This window comes from Actinosynnema sp. NPDC002837, assembly GCF_040295345.1.
Taxonomy (GTDB): Bacteria; Actinomycetota; Actinomycetes; order Mycobacteriales; family Pseudonocardiaceae; genus Actinosynnema.
The window spans coordinates 53098-71504 of record NZ_JBEOVG010000004.1; the positions used below are offsets into that span (position 1 = coordinate 53098).

Sequence of the window (18407 nt, forward strand, 5' to 3'; positions counted from 1 at the left end):
GAGTAGGAGGTCGTGCCGCCCCGGCGTCAGCCCCCACGGGGTGGCGTGGGTTTGCGCTACTCCGATCGGGGGTAGTGGTTACCCGTGACGACCGAGAGTAAACATGTCAAAGAGCCGTTGCCCGGTGATCCGAAGCTGGATCGACCAGGGCGGACGGACCGCGTGGTGTTCGGTGTCGCCGCAGTTGTCACCCTCGGGTTCGTCGCGTGGGGCATCCTCGGCACGGCATCGTTGGCCACGGCGTCGAAATCGGCCCTGACCTGGGTCATCGGCAACCTGGGCTGGGCGTTCGTGCTCAGCGCGTCGGGCTTCGTGCTCTTCGCCCTGTGGCTCGCGGTGAGCCGCTACGGCCGCATCCCGCTCGGCCGCGACGACGAGCCTCCGGAATTCCGCACGATCTCGTGGATCGCGATGATGTTCAGCGCGGGCATGGGCATCGGGCTGATGTTCTACGGCGTGAACGAGCCGCTGTCGCACTTCGTCAAGCCGCCGCCCGGCACCGTCGAGGGCGGGTCGGACCAGGCGTTGCAGACCGCGATGGCCACCACCCTGTTCCACTGGACGCTGCACCCGTGGGCGATCTACGCCGTCGTGGGCCTGGCCATCGCCTACGGCAGCTTCCGCCGCGGTCGCAGCCAGCTGATCAGCGCGGCGTTCGCCCCGCTGCTGGGCAAGCGCCGCGCCGAGGGGCCCGCCGGTCGCGCGATCGACGTGCTGGCGATCTTCGCCACCCTGTTCGGCTCGGCCACGTCGCTCGGCCTCGGCGCGCTCCAGATCGGCAGCGGCCTGCAGGTCGCGGGCTGGCTGGGCGAGGTGGGCAACGGCATCGTGGTCGGCGTCATCGCCGTGCTGACCATGGCGTTCGTCGCGTCGGCGGTGTCCGGCGTGGCCAAGGGCATCCAGTGGCTGTCGAACATCAACATGGTGCTGGCCGTGGTGCTGGCCGCGTTCGTGTTCGTGGTCGGGCCGACGGTGTTCGTGCTGAACCTCGTGCCCACCGCGATCGGCGACTACTTCCGCGAGCTGGCCGACATGGCGGGCCGCACCGCCGCGTCCGGCGGCGACGCCACCGAGACGTGGCTGTCCGGCTGGACGATCTTCTACTGGGCGTGGTGGATCTCGTGGACGCCGTTCGTCGGCATGTTCATCGCCCGCATCAGCCGCGGCCGCACCATCCGGCAGTTCGTGGCCGGCGTGATCGGCGTGCCCAGCCTGGTGAGCCTGGCGTGGTTCTGCGTGTTCGGCGGCACGGCGATCTTCGTGCAGCGGTCCGGCGCGGACCTCGCGGGCACGGCCTCCCCGGAGGGCCAGCTGTTCGGGCTGCTCGACCAGTTCCCGCTGGCCTCCGTCGCCGGGGTGGTGGTGATGCTGCTGGTGGCGATCTTCTTCGTGTCCGGCGCGGACGCCGCGTCCGTGGTGATGGGCACGCTGTCGCAGCGCGGCTCGATCCGGCCGTCGAAGCCCGTGGTGGTGTTCTGGGGCGTGCTCACCGGTCTCGTCGCGGCGGTGATGCTCCTGATCGGCGGGACGAGCGCGCTGACCGGCCTGCAGAACCTCACGATCATCGCGGCGCTGCCGTTCATGGTCGTCATGGTGGGGCTGTGCGTGTCGCTGGCCCGTGACCTGCGCAGCGACCCGCTGATCCGGCGGGAGGAACGGGTCGCCGAGGTGATGGAGGAGGTCACCGCGCACTACGACCCGCAGGACCCCAACCCGGAGGAGACCGCCTACCGGACCGTGGAGGAGCTCACACGCCGAGGCGTTTGAGCAGGTCGGCTTCCATCGCGTCCAGGTCGACCGAGACCGCGCGGTGCGCCGCCTTGCGCCGCGGTGCGGGCATCCGCTCGGACGCCCGCACCGCGGCCAGCAGCTGCGCCAGCCGCTTCTCGGTGTCCTGGACGTAGGTCGGCTCGGTGTCGCGGAGCTGGGCGAGCGCGTCGGCGAACCCGGCGATCCGGGCGTGCAGGCGCGCGCCCTTGCCCGAGTACCTGGTCAGCTGGTCGACGGGCACGCCGAGCCGCGCGGCCCGGTAGTGGTCGTAGCGGTCGCCCAGGAGCGCGGCGGCCCTGGCCGCGACCGGCGCCATCACCGGGATCAACGTCGGCGCCAGCACCTTGGCCACGCCGACGAGGTTCTTCACCCTGGCCGGGGTGAACCCCTTGCCCTTCTCGCGCGCCATGGCCGCACCTCCTGTGCCTGACCCTAGAGCCGTTCCGGCAAAAGATCGACTCGACTCCGCGAGGTTGCCGGTACAACAGCGCGCCCGGCGTCATACGCTGCACCGGTGACTTCCCAGGTGCAGCTCGACGCCGGTGTGGTCACTCGTTGCCGGCGGCGGGTGCACCTCGAACACGATCCGACCATGCGTGACGTGCCCAAACTGCCGCCGGACCCGACCGGTCAGCAGCGCAAGGCCGACGCGGACGACCACCGGCGCGCGGTCGCGACCGCCCTGGGCCGGGTGGTCGGGTCCGACCTGATGGAAATACCGCACGACGTGCCGTCGGCCGACCGCGAGCGCGTCACCGCCGCCGCGATGCGGGCCGGTGTGCCGTTCATCTGGGGCGCGGCGCTGCCCCGCGACCCGCTGGGCGGTCGGCGCGGCGGCATCGACCTGCTGGTCAAGGAGGCGACCGGGTACGTGCCGGTGCTCGTGGTCCGGCACAAGGTCAGCGACCCCGGCCAGGGCGCGCGCACGTCACCGCTGTCGCACCCGCTGCCGGGCGGCGCGCGGGTCGACCCGCTGCGCAAGGTCCGGCCCCAGCCGCGCGACCAGCTCCGGCTGGCGCACGCGCAGCGGCAGCTGCAGGCCTCCGGCTTCGCCGCGCAGGGCCGGGCGACCGGCGGCGTGATCGGCATGGACGCCGACGTCGTCGTGTGGCACGACCTGGAAGCGCCGACGTGGCCCGGCGGCAAGAACGCCCTCGCCGAGTACGACACCCGGTTCGCCGACCGGCTGGCCGTGGCGTCCGCCGCCGCCACCGGCGCCGACCCGCAGGCCCGCCCGACCCGGATCGTGGAGTGCCGCAGCTGCCCGTGGTGGCCGGTGTGCGAGGCCGACCTGAAGACCACTCGCGACGTCAGCCTCGTGGTGCGCGGCGAGGACGCCGCGGCGCTGCGCAAGGTCGGCGTCCACACGGTCGACGAGCTGGCCGCGCTCGACCCGGACGAGCAGCTCGTCCCCCTGGTCGGGATGCTGCACTCCGACGCGGTGATCCTCGCCCGCGCCTGGCTGCGCGACCTCACCGTGGTGCGCCGCGTGTCCCGGATGGAGGTGCCGCGCGCCGACGTCGAGGTCGACGTGGACATGGAGAGCTTCGGCGACCTGGGCGCGTACATGTGGGGCTGCTGGCTGTCCGGGCAGGACGTCGGCGAGGAGCACGGCTACCGCGCGTTCGCCACCTGGGACCCGCTGCCGTGCGCGGACGAGGCCCGGTCGTTCGCCGAGTTCTGGGGCTGGTTGACGGGCGTGCGGCTGCGCGCCCGCGCACGTGGCCTGTCGTTCAAGGCCTACTGCTACAACGAGCTCGCGGAGAACCGCTGGCTGCTGGGGTCGGCCGAGCGGTTCAAGGGTCAGCCCGGCATCCCCACCGTGGCGCAGGTGCGGGAGTTCATCACGTCCGACTCGTGGGTCGACCTGTTCGGCATCGTGCAGGACCAGTTCCTGTGCGCGCACGGCAAGGGCCTGAAGACCATCGCGCCGGTCGCCGGCTTCCGCTGGCGCGACCCGGAGGCGGGCGGCGAGAACTCGATGCGCTGGTACCGCGACGCCGTGGGCATGGACGGCAAGCCGGCCGACCCCGCCCAGCGCCGCCGGCTGCTGGAGTACAACGAGGACGACGTCCGCGCCACCCACACCCTGAGGCTGTGGATGACGTCGGACGCCATGGACGACCTGCCGTTCGCCGGGGATTTGTGATTGCGCCGCCTCCGGCGTCGCGGGCGAGGTCGCCCTACCGGACCACCACGCGAGGTCGCGTCGATCGTTCGTGACTCATTTCCCGGCGATCACGCTTTTCGATCGTCGGGAAATCAGGCGCGAGCGGTCGACTCCCGGGCGACCGAGCCGCCGTCTGCGGAGCAGCGGCCATGTCACCGCGGAGCCATCCGCAGTGCGCCGTCCATGCGGATGACCTCGCCGTTCAGGTAGTCGTGCTCCACGATCGACACGGCCAGCTGCGCGTACTCCTCCGGCAGCGCCAGCCGCTTCGGGAACGGCACGCCCGCCGCCAGGCCGGCCCGGAACTCGTCCGACACGGTCGCCAGCATCGGCGTGTCCACGATGCCCGGCGCGATCGTCATCACCCGCACGCCCACCGACGACAGGTCGCGCGCGGCGGGCAGGGTCATCCCGACCACGGCGGCCTTCGACGCCGCGTACGCCACCTGCCCGATCTGCCCGTCGAACGCCGCGATCGACGCCGTGTTGATCACCACGCCCCGCTGGCCGTGCGCGAGCGGCTCGGTCTTGCCCATCGCCGCCGCCGCCAGCCGCAGCACGTTGAACGTGCCGACCAGGTTGACGTCGATGACCTTCCGGTACAGGTCGAGCGGGTGCGGGCCGGACTTGCCGACCGTCCGCGTCGACGGGCCGATGCCCGCGCAGTTCACCACGACCCGCAGCGGCGAGCCGGAGCCGGCGGCCGTGTCGACGGCGGCCTGGACGTCCTCCTCGGAGGTCACGTCCGCCGCCAGGTAGGTGACGCCCTCGACGTCAGGCGCGTTGTCGGTAGAGAGGTCCAGCGCGAACACCGCCGCACCACGTGCCGCCAACGCCCGTGCGGTCGCGAGGCCAAGCCCGGACGCGCCGCCGGTGACGATCGCCGCGGTACCCGAGATCTCCATACATCCTCCTGTCCTGGGACCAGGAGGTTAACGGTCGTTCAGCCCCCGGCGCTCGGAGAAGTGGAGCAATGCGACCAACGGCACGGCCGCCAGCAGCGCAAGGCCCACGAAGAGCAGGGAGAACAGGACGAGTTCCATACCTACGACCTTGCCTTCGGCCAGGCGAAACCGCGTCCGCCGCGAGGGGTGTTTCCCCGTACACCCGGGGGACTACCCAGCTCACTCTCCGCATACGCCTGGTGTTTGACCCACGGTCAACTTCGGGTGCCACCGTCATACCCATGTTCGTCCGGCGGATCGCGGTCGTGGGAACGGGTTACGTGGGCCTGACGACGGGGGCGTGCCTGGCCTCCCTCGGGCATCGGGTCGTGTGCGCCGACGTGGACGCGCTCAAGGTCGCGCGGCTGCGTGCCGGGCAGGTCGACATCCTCGAACCGGACCTCGCCGACCTGGTGGCGGCGGGCCAGTCGGCGGGACGGCTCGCGTTCGTGGAGGGCGCGCGGCACGCCGTCGGCGACGCCGAGGTGGTGTTCCTGTGCCTGCCGACGCCCATGGGCGCGGGCGGCGCGGCGGACCTCGGCGCGGTCGAGGCGGTGGCCCGGGAGATCCGCGACGTGCTGCCCTACGGCGCGGTCGTGGTGTGCAAGTCCACCGTTCCGGTCGGCACGTCGACCAGGGTCGCGGCCCTGCTCGGGCGCGAGGACGTCGCCGTCGTCTCCAACCCGGAGTTCCTGCGCGAGGGCAGCGCCGTGCGCGACTTCCTGCACCCCGACCGGATCGTGGTCGGCTCGGACTCGCCGCAGGCCCCCGAACGCGTCGGCGCGCTGTTCACCAGGCTCGGCGCGCCCACGGTGCTCATGGACGCGGCCAGCGCCGAGATGGTCAAGTACGCGGCCAACTGCTTCCTGGCGATGAAGCTGTCCTACGTCAACGCGGTCGCCGAGCTGTGCGAGCTCGTCGGCGCGGACGTCACCTCCGTCACCGAGGGCATGGGCTACGACAAGCGCATCGGCCAGTCGTTCCTCAAGCCGGGCCCCGGCTGGGGCGGGTCGTGCCTGCCCAAGGACACGCACGCCATGGTGCGCATCGCCGATGCGGTCGGCGTGGACTTCTCGCTGGTCAAGGCCACCATCGAGACGAACGCGCGGCAGCAGCGGCGGGTGGTGGAGAAGCTGCGCCGCGCCATCGGGCCGCTCGCCGGCGCCCGCATCGGCGTGCTGGGGCTGGCGTTCAAGGCGGGCACCAACGACCTGCGCGACTCGCCCGCGCTGGCGGTGGCGGAGCTGCTCGCGTTCGAGGGCGCGGAGCTGGTCGCGCACGACCCGGAGATCAGCCGGCCGCTGGTGGGGATGACCGTGGTCGACTCCCCGTACGCGGCGGTGCGCGACGCGGACGCGGTCGTGCTGCTGACCGAGTGGCCGGAGTTCCGCGCGCTGGACTGGGCGCTGGTGGCGTCGGTGATGGCCGGTTCGACGGTGCTCGACACGCGCAACCACCTCGACCCGGATGCGCTGGCGCGGGCGGGGCTCGTGCTGCACGGCCTGGGGCGTGAGCTGCGGGTGCCCGACCAGGCGAGGTGAGCGCGGTTCGGGTTCAGCTGATCTTCAGGACACGGTCTCGTTAGCAGGGGTAACAAAATTCGGCGAGCCGACGTAGGTTGTCGAAATGTTCACCACGCGTCCTGAACTCGTCGGCACGCACGGAATGGTCGCGTCCACGCACTGGCTCGCCTCCGGCGCGGGCATGGCCGTCCTGGAGGACGGCGGCAACGCCTTCGACGCCGCGGTCGCGGTCGGCTTCGTGCTGCAAGTGGTGGAACCGCACCTCAACGGTCCCGGCGGCGAGGTGCCCGTGGTGTTCGCCGCCGCCGGCGAGTCCGCGCCGCGCGTGCTGTGCGGCCAGGGCGTGGCGCCGGCCGGTGCCACGATCCCGCACTACGCGGGCCTGGGGCTGGACCTCGTGCCGGGCAGCGGGCTGCTGGCGGCCACCGTGCCGGGCGCGTGGGACGGCTGGCTGACGCTGCTGCGCGACTACGGGACCAAGTCGCTGCGCGAGGTGCTGGGGTACGCGATCGGGTACGCGCGGGACGGCTTCCCGCTGCTGGAGCGGGCGGCGTTCACCATCTCGACGGTCGCCGACCTGTTCCGGGACCACTGGACGTCGTCGGCGGCGCTGTGGCTGGCCGGCGGCAAGCCGCCGCAGGCCGGCGCGCGGTTCCGCAACACCAAGCTCGCGGACACGTGGGAGTGGCTGCTCGCCGCCGCCGAGGCCGCCGGGTCGGACCGCGAGGCGCAGATCGAGGCGGCGCGGCGGGCGTGGTCGCAGGGCTTCGTGGCGGCGCAGGTGGACGAGTTCTCCCGGATCGCGCACCGCGACGACTCGGGCGCCGATCACGCCGGCGTGCTGACCGGCGAGGACATGGCGTCGTGGGAGGCGTCGTACGAGGACGCCGTGTCGGTGGACTTCGGGTCGTGGAGCGTGGTCAAGCCGGGGGCGTGGACCCAGGGACCCGTGCTGTTGCAGCAGTTGCTGCTGCTGGAGGGCTTCGCGGACCGGTTGTCCTATGCGGACGGCGTGCCGTCGGCGGAGACCGTGCACCTGGCGGTGGAGTGCGCGAAGCTGGCGTTCGCCGACCGGGAGGCCTGGTACGGGGACGGCGGCGACGTGCCGTTGGACGTCCTCCTGTCGAGGGAGTACGCGCACCAGCGCCGGCAGCTCGTCGGCGATCAGGCGTCGCTCGACCTGCGGCCCGGTTCACCCGGTCGGCTCGAAGCACGTCTTCCCGGGCACGTCCTGCGCGGCCCGCGCGTCGTGAGCGGGGAGGACGGTGGCGGCGCGATCGGCGAACCCACCGTGTCGAGCGCGGGCACGGTCAAGGGCGACACGGTCCACGTGGACGTGGTCGACCGCTGGGGCAACATCGTGTCGGCGACCCCGTCCGGCGGGTGGTTGCAGTCCTCGCCGACCATCCCGTCGCTGGGGTTCTGCCTCGGCACCCGGGCGCAGATGTTCTGGCTGGACGAGGGCCTGCCGAACTCCCTGGCGCCCGGCAAGCGCCCCCGGATCACGCTGTCCCCGAGCCTGGCCCTGCGCGACGGCCTGCCCGCGATGGCCTTCGGCACCCCCGGCGGCGACCAGCAGGACCAGTGGCAGCTGGGCTTCTGGCTCGCCCACACCGCGGGCGGGATGAACCTCCAGGAGGCCATCGACTCGCCGATGTGGCACACCAACGCGTTCCCGAGCTCGTTCTACCCGCGGTCGTGGACGCCCGGCGAGGTCGTGGTCGAGTCGCGGATCGGCGACGGCGCGATGGCGGAGCTGCGCGAACGCGGTCACGCGGTGCTCGACGCGGGGCCGTGGACGCTGGGCCGGATGTCGGCCGTGGCCCGGGACTCGCGCGACGGCCTGCTGCGCGCGGCGGCCAACCCGCGCGGCGCCCAGGGCTACGCCGTCGGCCGCTGAACGGCGCGTCGGGGTTCGGGTGGTTGGAACGGCCCCGGCCCGAGGGGGAGGGGGCCGGGACCGCTCCGGCTCGAGGTGGGCGTTCGGCGTGCCCGGGGTGGTGCGTCAGCGGCCGAGGCTGAGCCTGACGTCCAGCGGCCCGCCGTCGCCCAGGAGCAGGGGACCGGTGACGATCGGGCCGGCCGGGTCCGAGAGATCGACCCGGAGCGCGTCGCCGATGTTCGCGATCTCGCCCAGTTCGGCGTCGACGTCGGGCCGCGTCTGCGCACCGAGGTCGGCGGCCTGCGCGGTGCCGCCCAGCCCGAGCATGACGGCCGTGCCACCGAGCGCGACCGCTGCTCCGGCGATGGTCTTCCTGAGGTTCATGGGCGGGAAAGTTTCCCAATCCGGGTGCCCGGTTCAAGCGCCCTAACTCCGGCGAGTGGATTACTTCACCCGGCCAGGTGCACCCCGGTCCACCGCAAGCCCACCGTGCAGACCCGCGTGTCGGGCACTGGTCCCTCCGCCGCGCCGTGGGATTCCCACCCGCTGTTTCCGCCTCCGTAGCGTTGCGCGATCGGATGATCACGACTGGTCAACGGAGGTGATGCGGGTGAGCAGGAACGAGCCGACTGACCGGATGCGCAGGCTCGGCGAGGTCCTGCGGGAACTGCGCCAACGGGCGGGCCTCTCGCAGCAGGAAGCAGCCGACCGGCTCAACTACGACCACCGCAAGATCAGTCGGATCGAGAAGGGCCAGCGACCCGACTACCACGGCATGCGCGCCATGCTCGACACCTACGGCGCGTCCCGTTCTCCCAGTGGGAGCCCTACATGGAGATGTACGCGAGGGCGCTGGAGAAGGGCTGGTGGACCAAGTACGACCTCGACGACCAGGGCTACATCAGCCTGGAGCACGACGCCTCCAAGGTCTCCGACTTCCAGGTCACCTACGTGCCCGGCCTCCTCCAGACGTCCGACTACGTCCGAGCGGTGTTGGCGGGGGCTCGGGTGCAGCGGTCGAAGCGGTGGATCGCGAACCAGATCGAGGTGCGCCTGCTCAAGCAGGAGAGACTGCTCGCCGAAGAGCCGCTGCAACTGCACGCGATCATGCTGGAGAGCGCGGTGGCCCAGGCTTCGCGGGCGCAGTTGACGCACCTCGAAGAGCGTCGGCGGTTGGCCAACGTGACGGTGCAGGTGCTGCCCCACCGAGCGGGGTTCAACGAGGGGCAGTACGGGGCGTTCACCGTGCTCGACTTCCCGATGAAGGCGGACCGGTCGGTGCTGTACGTGGAGCACGCGGCTGGATCGCTGCACGTTGAAGACCCGTCGAAGGTGAAGGTCGCTAGGCTGACCTTCACCCACCTCCCGAAGTTGGCGTTGTCCCCCGAGGAGTCCGCCGATTGGCTCGGGAGGTTGGCAGCTGAACGATAGAGATCGAGGTGTCGCCATGTGGCGCAAGAGCACTCGTAGCAACGGCGGCGGGAACGGCAACTGCGTCGAGGTCTCGCTCTCGGGGGGTTCGGCGCGGGTGCGGGACTCGAAGAACCCGGCCGGGCCGACCGTGGCGCTGCCGGACTGGACCGCCTTCGTCGCGGCGGTGAAGAAGGGCTCGTACGACGGCTGACGCGCTCCCCGCGACGTACGCCCGCCGACGTAGGGGCGTGAGTCGCTCCTGACACGACGCTGACCTGCCGGACCCTCCCGTACCGTCATCGGCATGGCGTGGCTGGCGTGGGTCTGGTTCGCGGCGACGTTCGCGCCGCTGATCTGGCGCAAGCGCTTCCCCGTCGCCGTCATCGCGGTCACCGGCGCGTCGACGTGGCTGTACTACGTCACCGGCCACTGGGGTCCGCTGATCGCCGCACCCGCCATCGCCGTGTTCTCCCTGCGCCGCACCCGTGTCCACGAACAGCGGAGCCGCCAGGTGGAAGAAGAACGGTTGCGCATCGCGCGGGAGGTGCACGACGTGGTCGCGCACAGCCTCGCCATGATCAACGTGCAGGCGGGCGTCGCCGCGCACGTCGCCGACCGCCGTCCCGAAGAGGCGGTGAAGGCCCTCAAGGCGATCAAGGAGGCGAGCGGTCACGCGTTGGACGACCTGCGCGCGACCCTCGGCGTGCTGCGGACCGGTGAGGGCACGACGCCGGCGCCCAGCCTCGACCGGCTCGACGAGCTGGTCCGACCGGTGCCGGTGGCCAAGGTCGTCGGCACGCCGGGGACGTTGCCCGCACCCGTCGACGCCGCCGCGTACCGGGTGGTGCAGGAGGCGCTGACCAACGCGCTGCGGTACGCGCCGGACGCGTCCGAGATCGTCATCTCGTTCGAGCACACCGAGGACGCCCTGGTCCTGACCGTCACCGACGACGGCGCGGCCAGGGGCGTCCAGACGCCGCAGGGCGCGGGCTCCGGCATCCGCGGCATGCGGGAACGGGTCGAAGCGCTCGGCGGCACGCTGGACGCGGGGCCGTCGACCGAGGGCTTCACCGTCAGGGCGGTCCTACCGTGGGAGGTTCGTGGTGATCAGGGTGGTGCTGGCCGACGACCAGGCGTTGGTGCGCGCGGGTTTCCGCCTGCTGCTCGACACGGAGGACGGCTTCGAGGTCGTCGGCGAGGCCGGTGACGGCGCGGAGGCGGTCCGGCGGGCGCACGAGCACCGGCCGGACGTCGTGGTGATGGACATCCGGATGCCCGGCACCGACGGCCTGGCCGCCACGCGGCAGATCTGCGCCGAGCTGCCGGACGTGAAGGTGCTCGTGCTGACGACCTTCAACGTGGACGAGTACGTCTTCGAGGCGTTGCGCAGCGGCGCGTCGGGCTTCCTGCTCAAGGACACCGATCCGGTCGAGCTGCTGCACGCCCTCACCGTGGTCGCGGAGGGTGAGGCGCTCCTCGCACCGAGTGTCACCCGGAAGTTGATCGAGGAGTTCGCGAACCGGCCGGAGCACCGCCGCCCGGACCCGAAGGCGTTGGGCGTGCTGACCGCTCGGGAGCGGGAGATCCTCGCGCTCGTGGCCGCCGGCATGTCGAACGAGGAGATCGCCGAGCACCTCGTGATCAGTCCCGCGACGTCGCGCACGCACGTCAGTCGGGTGATGACCAAACTGGGCGCACGGGACCGCGCACAACTTGTCGTGCTCGCCTACGAATCAGGTTTGGTGTCACCGCGCAGAGGGTGAATATTCATTGTTGTGAACGCGCGGGGTGCACATAGACCGGCAGCGAAACTTCTGCGTAAAACAGTGAAAAATCACGGACAGTGACCGAAACGCCGATACCCGCCGCATTGTGTGTGCGGCGGGTGACGTTAACGGAAGATGTCTAGGCGATAGCGCCGGGCGGCAGCTTCAGCTTGAACGGCAGCGTGGTCACGACCGCGAGGTCGGACGCCGTCTTCTTCATCAGCGTCGGCGCGTTGCGCGAGCCGGGCTCGGGCAGGTCGAGCAGCCGGTCGACGGCCTCCACCAGTGGTCCCTCGTAAATCCAGACCGCCTGGGCGGCGCGCTGGCTGTCCCGGACGGCCGGCAGCCTGCCCGCGCGGGCCTCGGTCTCCGACCAGAACAAGATCGAGTCGATGAACCCTCTGCGCTGCTTGAACGCCATGATGCGGTCGAGCTGTCCGTCCTCGTCCCGGAGGTGGAGGAACTGGAACCCGCTTTCGCGCAGCTCGATGACCTTACTCAGTGCGAGATCCATGACGCACCTACCTCTGTTCTGAGGTCCCCTAGCAGGCACAGGTCGTACGACCCGAAATGATCGTACGGCAAGTGGACAAGCCGCCATAGGGACTAGGCCGGCGGGGCGGTCTCAATACGGGTTCGCCCACCTTCGGATTTCGATACGGATCGCAGGACTCGAACGGTTCGCACTAAAAACGCCAGTGCCCCAGAGGTGACCAGGATCACAGTGGGCCACATACGATCCTCCGCTGCGTGAGGTGCCCTGTCACCCGAAGAGACGTCTGCCATGGGCGCGGGGTTGCACGCGCAACTGTTCTTGAATCCCCTCCTTGAGGTGAACCACGAACAGGTGATGTGCGCGCCGGCTACGCTGTTCGGCGTGAGCATCGACCCGCCCAAGAGCCTCCCGGCGGTGCCGGAGTCGTTGCTCCCCCGCGAGCACGCCCTCTACCGGCCGCGGCACAGCAGCCGCCAGCGCACCGCGCTCACCCTCGCGATCCTCTTCTTCTGCGCGCCCGCCCTGCTGCTGGTCGTCGGCGTGCGGCCCGCGGAGTTCGAGAACCGCAAGCTCGCCGAGTTCCCGTCGATCACCGACGGCTGGGGCTTCTTCACCGGGCTGAACGCGTGGGCGAGCGACCACGTGCCGCTGCGCGACAAGGCGGTGGCCGCCGCGAACGGCATCAGCCGCGGCCTCTTCGGCGAGGCGCCGGACCTCGACCGGCGGCAGGACGTCGTCGGACCGGTGCCGACGCCCCCGAAGGACCCGTCCGCGGACCTGCCCGACCCGACGGCGTTCGTCGACGTGATCGAGGGCAAGGACGACTGGCTGTTCCTCGGCGCGGACGTCGAGGGCGCGTGCGACCCGGTGATGCCGGTGGCCGAGGTGCACGCCCGCCTGTCGCGCCTGCGCGCCGCGGTCGAGTCGTCGGGGCGCAGGTTCCTGCTGGTCGTCGCGCCGAACAAGAGCACGATGGTGCCCGAGTTCCTGCCGTCGAAGTTCTACGGCAAGGACTGCTTCAACAAGGCGCGGGACGAGTTCTGGCAGGGGATCGGCAAGACGGGGGCGCTCGACCTGCGGTCGCGGATCGAGCAGACGGCCGAGCTGACCAACCGCCTGCCCTACCCGAAGTACGACAGCCACTGGACCCACGAGGGCAGCCTCGTGATGGCCCGCGTCATCACCGACACCGTCAAGCCGGGCACGTCCAAGGGCTGGAAGGTCGAGCCCACGAAGGTGGTCCACCGCGAGGGCGACCTCGCGCCGCTGCTGGGCCGGACCGCGACGGACCCGGTCCAGTCCTACGACCTCGCGCCCGACGGCAGCACGGTGCGCAACCACGAGATCCCGCTCGACCCCAAGCCGCAGCGGTTCACGCAGGCGCCCTCGGAGGGCGTGGCGACGGCGAAGGTGGGGCTGCTCGGCGACTCGTTCGCCTACTACGCGGCGCAGTACCTGGTGGCCTGCTTCACCGACTTGACGATGGTGCACGTCGAACGCCTCACCCACAACGCCCGTGAGGTCGCCCGGGCCCTCGCGGAGACCGACGTCGTCGTGCTGGAGGCCGCGGAACGGCTCCTCGTCAGCGGGCTGGACCCGGTGCTCGAACCGCCGGTCATCGACATCATCGCCGAGGAGATGGCCAAGAACCCGCGTTAGCGGTGGTGGCCGTTCTCCTTGGCGTGGTTGGCGAGCAGGGATGCCACCGTCACCGACGGGCCGCTGTCCTCGCGCAGCCGCCGGCGCCTGGGCGCCTCGTCGACCTCGGGGTCCTCGGCCGGCCAGACCGCCGCGGGCAGGTGCTGGGTCGCGTCCTCGACCCGCGGGGGTGCGGGCGTCGGGCGTGGGGCGGGCGGGCGCGGCGGGGGTTGGGCCGGGGTTCGCTGGGCCGGGGTGCCACGCGGGGGTGTGCCGGGGACCGGTGAACCGTTGGCGGGCACACCGCGAGGTGGGGTGCCGGGAGCCGGCGTGCCGTTGGTGGGCGTGGCGCGCGGCGTGCCGTTGACGGGCGTGCCGCGCGGCGGTGTGCCCGGAGCCGGCGTGCCGTTGGCGGCTGCGCTTCGCGGTGGCGTGCCGTTGACCGGTGAGCCGTTGACCGGCATACCGCGCGGTGGCGTGCCGGGAACCGGTGTGCCGTTGACGGGCACACCTCGGGGCGGCGTGCCGGGGACCGGCACGCCGTTGACCGGCGTGCCTCGGGGCGGCGTGCGCGACGGCGGGGTGCGCTGGAGCGGTGTGCCGTGCGGTGGGGTGCCCTGCGGTGGGGTCGCGGTGCGTGGAGGTGTGCGCTGGGGCGGTGGCGTGCGCAGGCGGACCGGGCGGATCACCACGGTCGGGGCTTCCCGCACGGGCTCCGGTTCGTCCGGTTCCTCGGACTCCTCCGGCCACTCGGCGTCCTCGGCATCGTCGAACTCGTCCTCGAAGTCGTCGTCCTCGAACTCGTCCTCGACCTCCGCCGACTCCGCCTCCGCCTCGACCTCCGCCTCCTCGGGCTCCGGCTTGGGCGCGGGCTTGCGGGACAGCTTCCGGGCCAGCGCGTGGCTCGGCTTCTCCACGAACCGGTAGCTCACCTCGACCACGCCGAACGTGAGGGCCACCGCGAGCGGGATCGCCAGCCACAGCGGCACGGCCGGCCGCATCAGGTCCAGCGACACGAACGCCACGAGACCGTGCAGCAGGTAGATCGAGTAGCTGCGCTCCGAGAGCGCGATCCAGATCTTGCGCTCCTTGAGCCGCGACTCCGCGAAGTACCCGACCATGAAGAACAGCAGCGCGAACGCGAGCGCGAGGTTGTAGGAGGTGTCGAGCCGGCCGAGCTTCAGGTGCTCGGCGAGCACGTACAGCGACCACGCGATGCCGACGTACACCCCGCCCAGCCACAGCGGCACGCGCTTGCTCGTGGTCGCCCAGATGATCTGGCCGATGATCGGGATGGGCAGGTACGACACGTTCACCGCGAACAGCGCCCACGACGCGCCGAACTCGCGGGCGCTCATCATCACCACGAACACGAACGTCAGCTGCGCGCCGATGGCGAGCCACGTCCAGCGCCGCATCACCGGCAGCAGCAGCACCAGCAGGATGTAGAAGACGACCTCGACGACCAGCGTCCACGCGACGCCGACCATCACGACCTGCGGCACGATCAGGTAGTTGATCACCAGTGAGTTGGTGATGATGGTCCACCAGGTGATCACCGGCTCTTTCGCGCCGATCAGCGTCTGCGCGCCGAGCAGGATCACCGCGGCGGTCAGCAGCACCACGAACGTCATCGGGATGTAGACGCGCACCAACCGGTTGAGGCCGAACCGGCGCTGGCCCTGGCGCAACGCGATCGGCGTGACCACGAACCCGCTGACCAGGAAGAAGAACGGCACCGCGATCTGGCCGATGCCCTGCAACCCCATGTGCATCGGGTCGCTGGTGAGCGCGTCGATGAAGTCGACGCCCGGCGTCGGCCCGACCTCGCGCTTGGCGACCCACTGCTCGGCGATGTGGCTGTAGAAGACGAGCAGCGCAGCCAGCCCGCGTCCGATGTCGATGAACGCGATGCGAACCTTCGGCGGTGCCGTCTGACCGTCCAGGGGTCCGCCCCTTCCCCGTCGCCGCCGCCTCCCCGCCGTCCAGCATGGTAACGGAAGGCTCTCGATCAGACGGCGGATCGTGACTATCCCGAGCGGCCGGTAACGCTGCCCCGCCGTTCCCAACGGCGGACCGCCCGGTCGGCGGGCATCTCGACCCAGCGGTGCAGCGCCTCGGCCGCCAGCGCGGTCGTCACCAGGCCGAGCACCGCGACCAGCGTCGGGTCGAGGTGCGGCATCAGGGCGTCGTACAAGGGGTACATCGCGCTGAGGTGGATCAGGTAGATCGCGTACGTCCGCTTGGACCAGCCGCGGATGAACGCCGACCGGCTCACCGGACCGCTCGCGGCCACCAGCAGCACGGTCAGCAGCACGGCGAACAGCAGCGTGCGCGGCACGGAGCCGCCCTGGTCCGTGTGGCCGCCGACCTTGTCCACCCAGACGAACAAGGTGAAGTGCACCGCGCCGATGGCCGTGCCCGCGACCGGGTGCACCTTGCCGGAGTGCACCAGCGAGATCAGCTGCCCCAGCACCAGCACCGGCAGGTACACCCCGAACTGGGCGATCCCGTGGCTGAGCATGGTCGGGAAGTGATCGGTGATCAGCAGCACGGTGAAGCACAGCGGCGCGGCGGCCAGCGGCGGGATCCAGGCGCGCTTGCGCAGCACGGGGATGGTCAGCGCCACGTAGCAGTAGAAGACGACCTGCACCTGGAGTGTCCACGTCACCGCGACCAGCGCCACCTGGGGCGTCTGGAAGAAGTTGACCAGGACCATGCCGCTGAGCAGGTCGCCGACGTCCAGGTTCGACTCGCGGGCCGACGACACCCGGTGGCCCAGGTTGATCAGGACCCACACGATGATCGTGACGACCCAGAGCAGCGGGATGAGCCGCACGACGCGGCGGCGCAGGAACTGCAGCGGGCGCTCGCGGTTCGCCACGTGCGTCACCACCACGCCGCTGACGACGAGGAACAGCGCGACGCCGAGGAACGACAGGCGCGGGTTGAGGTGCAGCGTCTCGACCACGCCGCGCTCGACCGCCGTCGCCAGCCAGAACTCGCGGTCGTTCAACGTGAACCAGGCGATCAGGTGGGTGAGCACGACCGCGCAGGACGCGACGACCCGCAGCAGGTCGAGGCCGTGCAGGTACCCGGCGCTCTTCGGGATGACCTCGGTCCGTTCCAGCGTGCCCGCCGTCATGCCACCTTCTCCAAACCCCGGTGCAACGCCTCCGCGGCACCTCCCGCGCACACCGTCCCGAGCAGCAGCGCGAGCAGCACCGGGACGCCGTTCGCCAGCACGCCGGTCACCGCGTAGCCGACGACCGGGACGGACACGTACAGCGGCACCGCGCGGCTGCTCAGCCAGCGCACCGGCCGCGTCGACGCCAACGCCGCGCCGCGCGGCAGCGCGATCAGGAACAGCAGCAGCGCCAGCACGCCGCCCAACGGGTGCCAGTACCCGGCCAGGTCCGGCGCCATCCGGTCGGCCAGCGCCAGCACCACCACGGCGAGCAGGCCGAGCCCGACGCCGCGCGCCGCGCTCAGCCGTCCCGCCCGCACCTGCCACGCCACCTGGCCGAGCGCGGTCAACGGCAGGAGCCCGCCGACCAGGCCGAGCAGGCGCAGCACGTCGGGACCCCCGGCGCGGGCGGCCCAGCCGCCCGCCATCACCAGCACGCAGGTGATCTCCAACTGCACCGGCACCGCGAGCCACGGCGCGCCGCGCTCCACCGGCCGCAGCACGAGCACGAGCAGCCCCGCCAACGCCACCGCCGCGACCGGTGTCGTCACCGCGGCGTCGGTCAGCGGCTCCGCGCCGACCAGCGACAGCAGCGCGCCCACCAGCACCGCGCCCACCACCGCGGGCACGACCCGGCGCAGCAGCCGGACCGCCACCGACCACCGGTCGACGCCCGCGACCGCGTACCCGGCCGCCATGAGGAGCAGCGCGATGCCGAGGAAGCCGAAGTCCTCGCCGATCCCGGTCGGTTGGTTGACCCAGCTGCGGATCACCACGACCAGCTCGGAGTCGTGGCCGTGCCGGTTGGGCCACAGGCCGAACAGGTAGCTGTAGGCGATCAGGCACACGGCGGTCGCGGTCACCACGCGCACACCGGGCAGGGTCGTGCCGCCGGTCTCGACGGACGTTTTGGTCTCAGCCATCGGCGGGCAGCGCCTGCAACTGCATGGCCAGCAACGGACCGAACTCGGAGGTGAGGTCGAACGACTTGGCGTTCAGCTCGACCCGCACCAGCAGGTCCCGGTGCACGTAGTAGCCGCGCGCGGTCGGCCGCGGCGGGGGCTGGACGTCGAGGTTCTGGATCACCCGGGTCACCCTGGTGACGCCGTGCTCGGGCGGTACCCGCTCCAGGCCGAACGCCAGCTGCAGCTCGTCCAGGCGGTCGGCGGCCCGCAGCGCGGCGTCCCGGTCGGCCATCCGGATCACGGCGACCAGCACCCGGCCCTCGGGCCGCTTCGACGACACGGTCATCCGCGCCGCGCCCGCGCCCTCCTCCTGGTAGACCGCGACCTCGGCCTCGTTGAGGAACTCGAGCCTGATCAGGTCCGGGAACGCGCGCACGTAGTCGTAGGACTCGGTGCCCGAGTCGAAGTCCGCCAGCGCCAGCGGATCGGCGGCCAGCCGGCCCGCTTCGCCGGTCGGCGGCACGTTGCGCGCGCTGGCCGGCAGCGGCTGCCCGCCCCACAGGCTCCACGCGCCGAAGGCGACGGCCGCGAGCAGGCCGACCACCAGCAGCGCGCCGAGCGTGGACGTGCGAGTCCGAACCTCACCCACGCGGCGCTACCTCCACACTCGGAACCCGGCCCCCTTACCGGAACCGGGATCGAGTGTCGCAGGA

At 71.5% G+C, this 18407-nt stretch carries 17 protein-coding genes and 1 pseudogene; 10 read left to right on the forward strand and 8 right to left on the reverse strand.

Annotated elements, in window-relative coordinates:
* The first annotated feature begins 117 nt into the window (after window positions 1–117).
* Window positions 118–1767 carry a BCCT family transporter gene (locus tag ABTZ99_RS04280; RefSeq protein ID WP_498771281.1) on the forward strand — a complete coding sequence of 550 codons (1650 nt, stop codon included), beginning with the start codon at window positions 118–120 and terminating at the stop codon, window positions 1765–1767.
* Here ABTZ99_RS04280 and ABTZ99_RS04285 read toward each other — a convergent pair.
* Window positions 1748–2179 (reverse strand): DUF6474 family protein, encoded by a 432-nt coding sequence (locus ABTZ99_RS04285; protein WP_498771279.1) that lies wholly within the window; start codon window positions 2177–2179, stop codon window positions 1748–1750. The genes ABTZ99_RS04280 and ABTZ99_RS04285 overlap by 20 nt on opposite strands.
* A 105-nt stretch (window positions 2180–2284) precedes the next feature.
* On the opposite strand from ABTZ99_RS04285, the gene ABTZ99_RS04290 reads away from it, so the two are divergent.
* Window positions 2285–3919, forward strand: a complete 1635-nt coding sequence (locus ABTZ99_RS04290) for a TM0106 family RecB-like putative nuclease (RefSeq protein ID WP_498771277.1) — start codon at window positions 2285–2287, stop codon at window positions 3917–3919.
* A gap of 173 nt (window positions 3920–4092) precedes the next feature.
* On the opposite strand, the gene ABTZ99_RS04295 is transcribed toward ABTZ99_RS04290, so the two are convergent.
* On the reverse strand, window positions 4093–4845 hold the full coding sequence (locus tag ABTZ99_RS04295; protein ID WP_499608033.1) for an SDR family NAD(P)-dependent oxidoreductase: 753 nt from the start codon (window positions 4843–4845) through the stop codon (window positions 4093–4095).
* A 281-nt stretch (window positions 4846–5126) separates the two neighbouring features.
* Here ABTZ99_RS04295 and ABTZ99_RS04300 point away from each other — a divergent pair, with 281 nt between their 5' ends.
* Window positions 5127–6425 carry a UDP-glucose dehydrogenase family protein gene (locus ABTZ99_RS04300; protein WP_499608036.1) on the forward strand — a complete coding sequence of 433 codons (1299 nt, stop codon included), beginning with the start codon at window positions 5127–5129 and terminating at the stop codon, window positions 6423–6425.
* Window positions 6426–6510: 85 nt separating this feature from the next.
* Complete coding sequence (locus ABTZ99_RS04305; protein WP_499608038.1) at window positions 6511–8307, forward strand: gamma-glutamyltransferase family protein; 1797 nt, start codon at window positions 6511–6513, stop codon at window positions 8305–8307.
* A 105-nt stretch (window positions 8308–8412) separates the two neighbouring features.
* Here the strand turns inward: ABTZ99_RS04305 and ABTZ99_RS04310 are convergent, their stop codons facing one another.
* Complete coding sequence (locus tag ABTZ99_RS04310; RefSeq protein ID WP_499608041.1) at window positions 8413–8673, reverse strand: hypothetical protein; 261 nt, start codon at window positions 8671–8673, stop codon at window positions 8413–8415.
* Between the two features lie 253 nt (window positions 8674–8926).
* Here ABTZ99_RS04310 and ABTZ99_RS04315 point away from each other — a divergent pair.
* From ABTZ99_RS04315 to ABTZ99_RS04335, 5 genes and pseudogenes are all read left to right on the forward strand, one after another.
* Window positions 8927–9088, forward strand: a pseudogene (locus ABTZ99_RS04315) (helix-turn-helix domain-containing protein); the annotation flags it as partial.
* Window positions 9089–9120: 32 nt separating this feature from the next.
* Window positions 9121–9720 carry a DUF5753 domain-containing protein gene (locus tag ABTZ99_RS04320; protein ID WP_499608043.1) on the forward strand — a complete coding sequence of 200 codons (600 nt, stop codon included), beginning with the start codon at window positions 9121–9123 and terminating at the stop codon, window positions 9718–9720.
* Between the two features lie 16 nt (window positions 9721–9736).
* Entirely contained in the window at window positions 9737–9913 is a 177-nt protein-coding gene (locus ABTZ99_RS04325) for a DUF397 domain-containing protein (RefSeq protein ID WP_499608046.1), read from the forward strand.
* 93 nt (window positions 9914–10006) lie between these two features.
* Window positions 10007–10909 carry a sensor histidine kinase gene (locus ABTZ99_RS04330; protein WP_499608049.1) on the forward strand — a complete coding sequence of 301 codons (903 nt, stop codon included), beginning with the start codon at window positions 10007–10009 and terminating at the stop codon, window positions 10907–10909.
* Window positions 10806–11465 carry a response regulator transcription factor gene (locus tag ABTZ99_RS04335; RefSeq protein WP_498771258.1) on the forward strand — a complete coding sequence of 220 codons (660 nt, stop codon included), beginning with the start codon at window positions 10806–10808 and terminating at the stop codon, window positions 11463–11465. Before ABTZ99_RS04330 ends, ABTZ99_RS04335 begins: the two co-directional genes overlap by 104 nt.
* 142 nt (window positions 11466–11607) lie before the next feature.
* Here the strand turns inward: ABTZ99_RS04335 and ABTZ99_RS04340 are convergent, their stop codons facing one another.
* Window positions 11608–11982: a hypothetical protein gene (locus ABTZ99_RS04340; RefSeq protein ID WP_141979792.1), complete on the reverse strand. Its 375-nt coding sequence runs from the start codon at window positions 11980–11982 to the stop codon at window positions 11608–11610.
* A 363-nt stretch (window positions 11983–12345) separates the two neighbouring features.
* On the opposite strand from ABTZ99_RS04340, the gene ABTZ99_RS04345 reads away from it, so the two are divergent.
* Window positions 12346–13623, forward strand: a complete 1278-nt coding sequence (locus tag ABTZ99_RS04345) for an alginate O-acetyltransferase AlgX-related protein (protein ID WP_498771256.1) — start codon at window positions 12346–12348, stop codon at window positions 13621–13623.
* Here ABTZ99_RS04345 and ABTZ99_RS04350 read toward each other — a convergent pair.
* The 4 genes from ABTZ99_RS04350 to ABTZ99_RS04365 are packed head-to-tail and all read right to left on the reverse strand — an operon-like array spanning window position 13620 to window position 18343.
* On the reverse strand, window positions 13620–15671 hold the full coding sequence (locus tag ABTZ99_RS04350) for an acyltransferase family protein (protein WP_499608053.1): 2052 nt from the start codon (window positions 15669–15671) through the stop codon (window positions 13620–13622). The two genes, ABTZ99_RS04345 and ABTZ99_RS04350, sit on opposite strands and share 4 nt — an antisense overlap.
* Window positions 15632–16747 carry an acyltransferase family protein gene (locus tag ABTZ99_RS04355; protein WP_498771252.1) on the reverse strand — a complete coding sequence of 372 codons (1116 nt, stop codon included), beginning with the start codon at window positions 16745–16747 and terminating at the stop codon, window positions 15632–15634. The genes ABTZ99_RS04350 and ABTZ99_RS04355 overlap by 40 nt, the downstream gene beginning before the upstream one ends.
* Complete coding sequence (locus ABTZ99_RS04360; protein WP_499608055.1) at window positions 16744–17712, reverse strand: hypothetical protein; 969 nt, start codon at window positions 17710–17712, stop codon at window positions 16744–16746. Before ABTZ99_RS04360 ends, ABTZ99_RS04355 begins: the two co-directional genes overlap by 4 nt.
* The gene (locus ABTZ99_RS04365; RefSeq protein ID WP_498771248.1) at window positions 17705–18343 is read right to left on the reverse strand and encodes a hypothetical protein; all 639 of its coding nucleotides are present in this window, start codon (window positions 18341–18343) and stop codon (window positions 17705–17707) included. Before ABTZ99_RS04365 ends, ABTZ99_RS04360 begins: the two co-directional genes overlap by 8 nt.
* Between the last annotated feature and the right edge of the window lie 64 nt (window positions 18344–18407).

What these genes read in the sequence shown, in the direction of transcription:
- ABTZ99_RS04340 (WP_141979792.1), bottom strand. Translation starts at nt 11,982, where the DNA reads ATGGATCTCGCACTGAGTAAGGTCATCGAGCTGCGCGAAAGCGGGTTC.
- ABTZ99_RS04295 (WP_499608033.1), bottom strand. Translation starts at nt 4,845, where the DNA reads ATGGAGATCTCGGGTACCGCGGCGATCGTCACCGGCGGCGCGTCCGGG.
- ABTZ99_RS04360 (WP_499608055.1), bottom strand. Translation starts at nt 17,712, where the DNA reads ATGGCTGAGACCAAAACGTCCGTCGAGACCGGCGGCACGACCCTGCCC.
- ABTZ99_RS04355 (WP_498771252.1), bottom strand. Translation starts at nt 16,747, where the DNA reads ATGACGGCGGGCACGCTGGAACGGACCGAGGTCATCCCGAAGAGCGCC.
- ABTZ99_RS04285 (WP_498771279.1), bottom strand. Translation starts at nt 2,179, where the DNA reads ATGGCGCGCGAGAAGGGCAAGGGGTTCACCCCGGCCAGGGTGAAGAAC.
- ABTZ99_RS04320 (WP_499608043.1), top strand. Translation starts at nt 9,121, where the DNA reads ATGGAGATGTACGCGAGGGCGCTGGAGAAGGGCTGGTGGACCAAGTAC.
- ABTZ99_RS04325 (WP_499608046.1), top strand. Translation starts at nt 9,737, where the DNA reads ATGTGGCGCAAGAGCACTCGTAGCAACGGCGGCGGGAACGGCAACTGC.
- ABTZ99_RS04305 (WP_499608038.1), top strand. Translation starts at nt 6,511, where the DNA reads ATGTTCACCACGCGTCCTGAACTCGTCGGCACGCACGGAATGGTCGCG.
- ABTZ99_RS04300 (WP_499608036.1), top strand. Translation starts at nt 5,127, where the DNA reads ATGTTCGTCCGGCGGATCGCGGTCGTGGGAACGGGTTACGTGGGCCTG.
- ABTZ99_RS04310 (WP_499608041.1), bottom strand. Translation starts at nt 8,673, where the DNA reads ATGAACCTCAGGAAGACCATCGCCGGAGCAGCGGTCGCGCTCGGTGGC.
- ABTZ99_RS04330 (WP_499608049.1), top strand. Translation starts at nt 10,007, where the DNA reads ATGGCGTGGCTGGCGTGGGTCTGGTTCGCGGCGACGTTCGCGCCGCTG.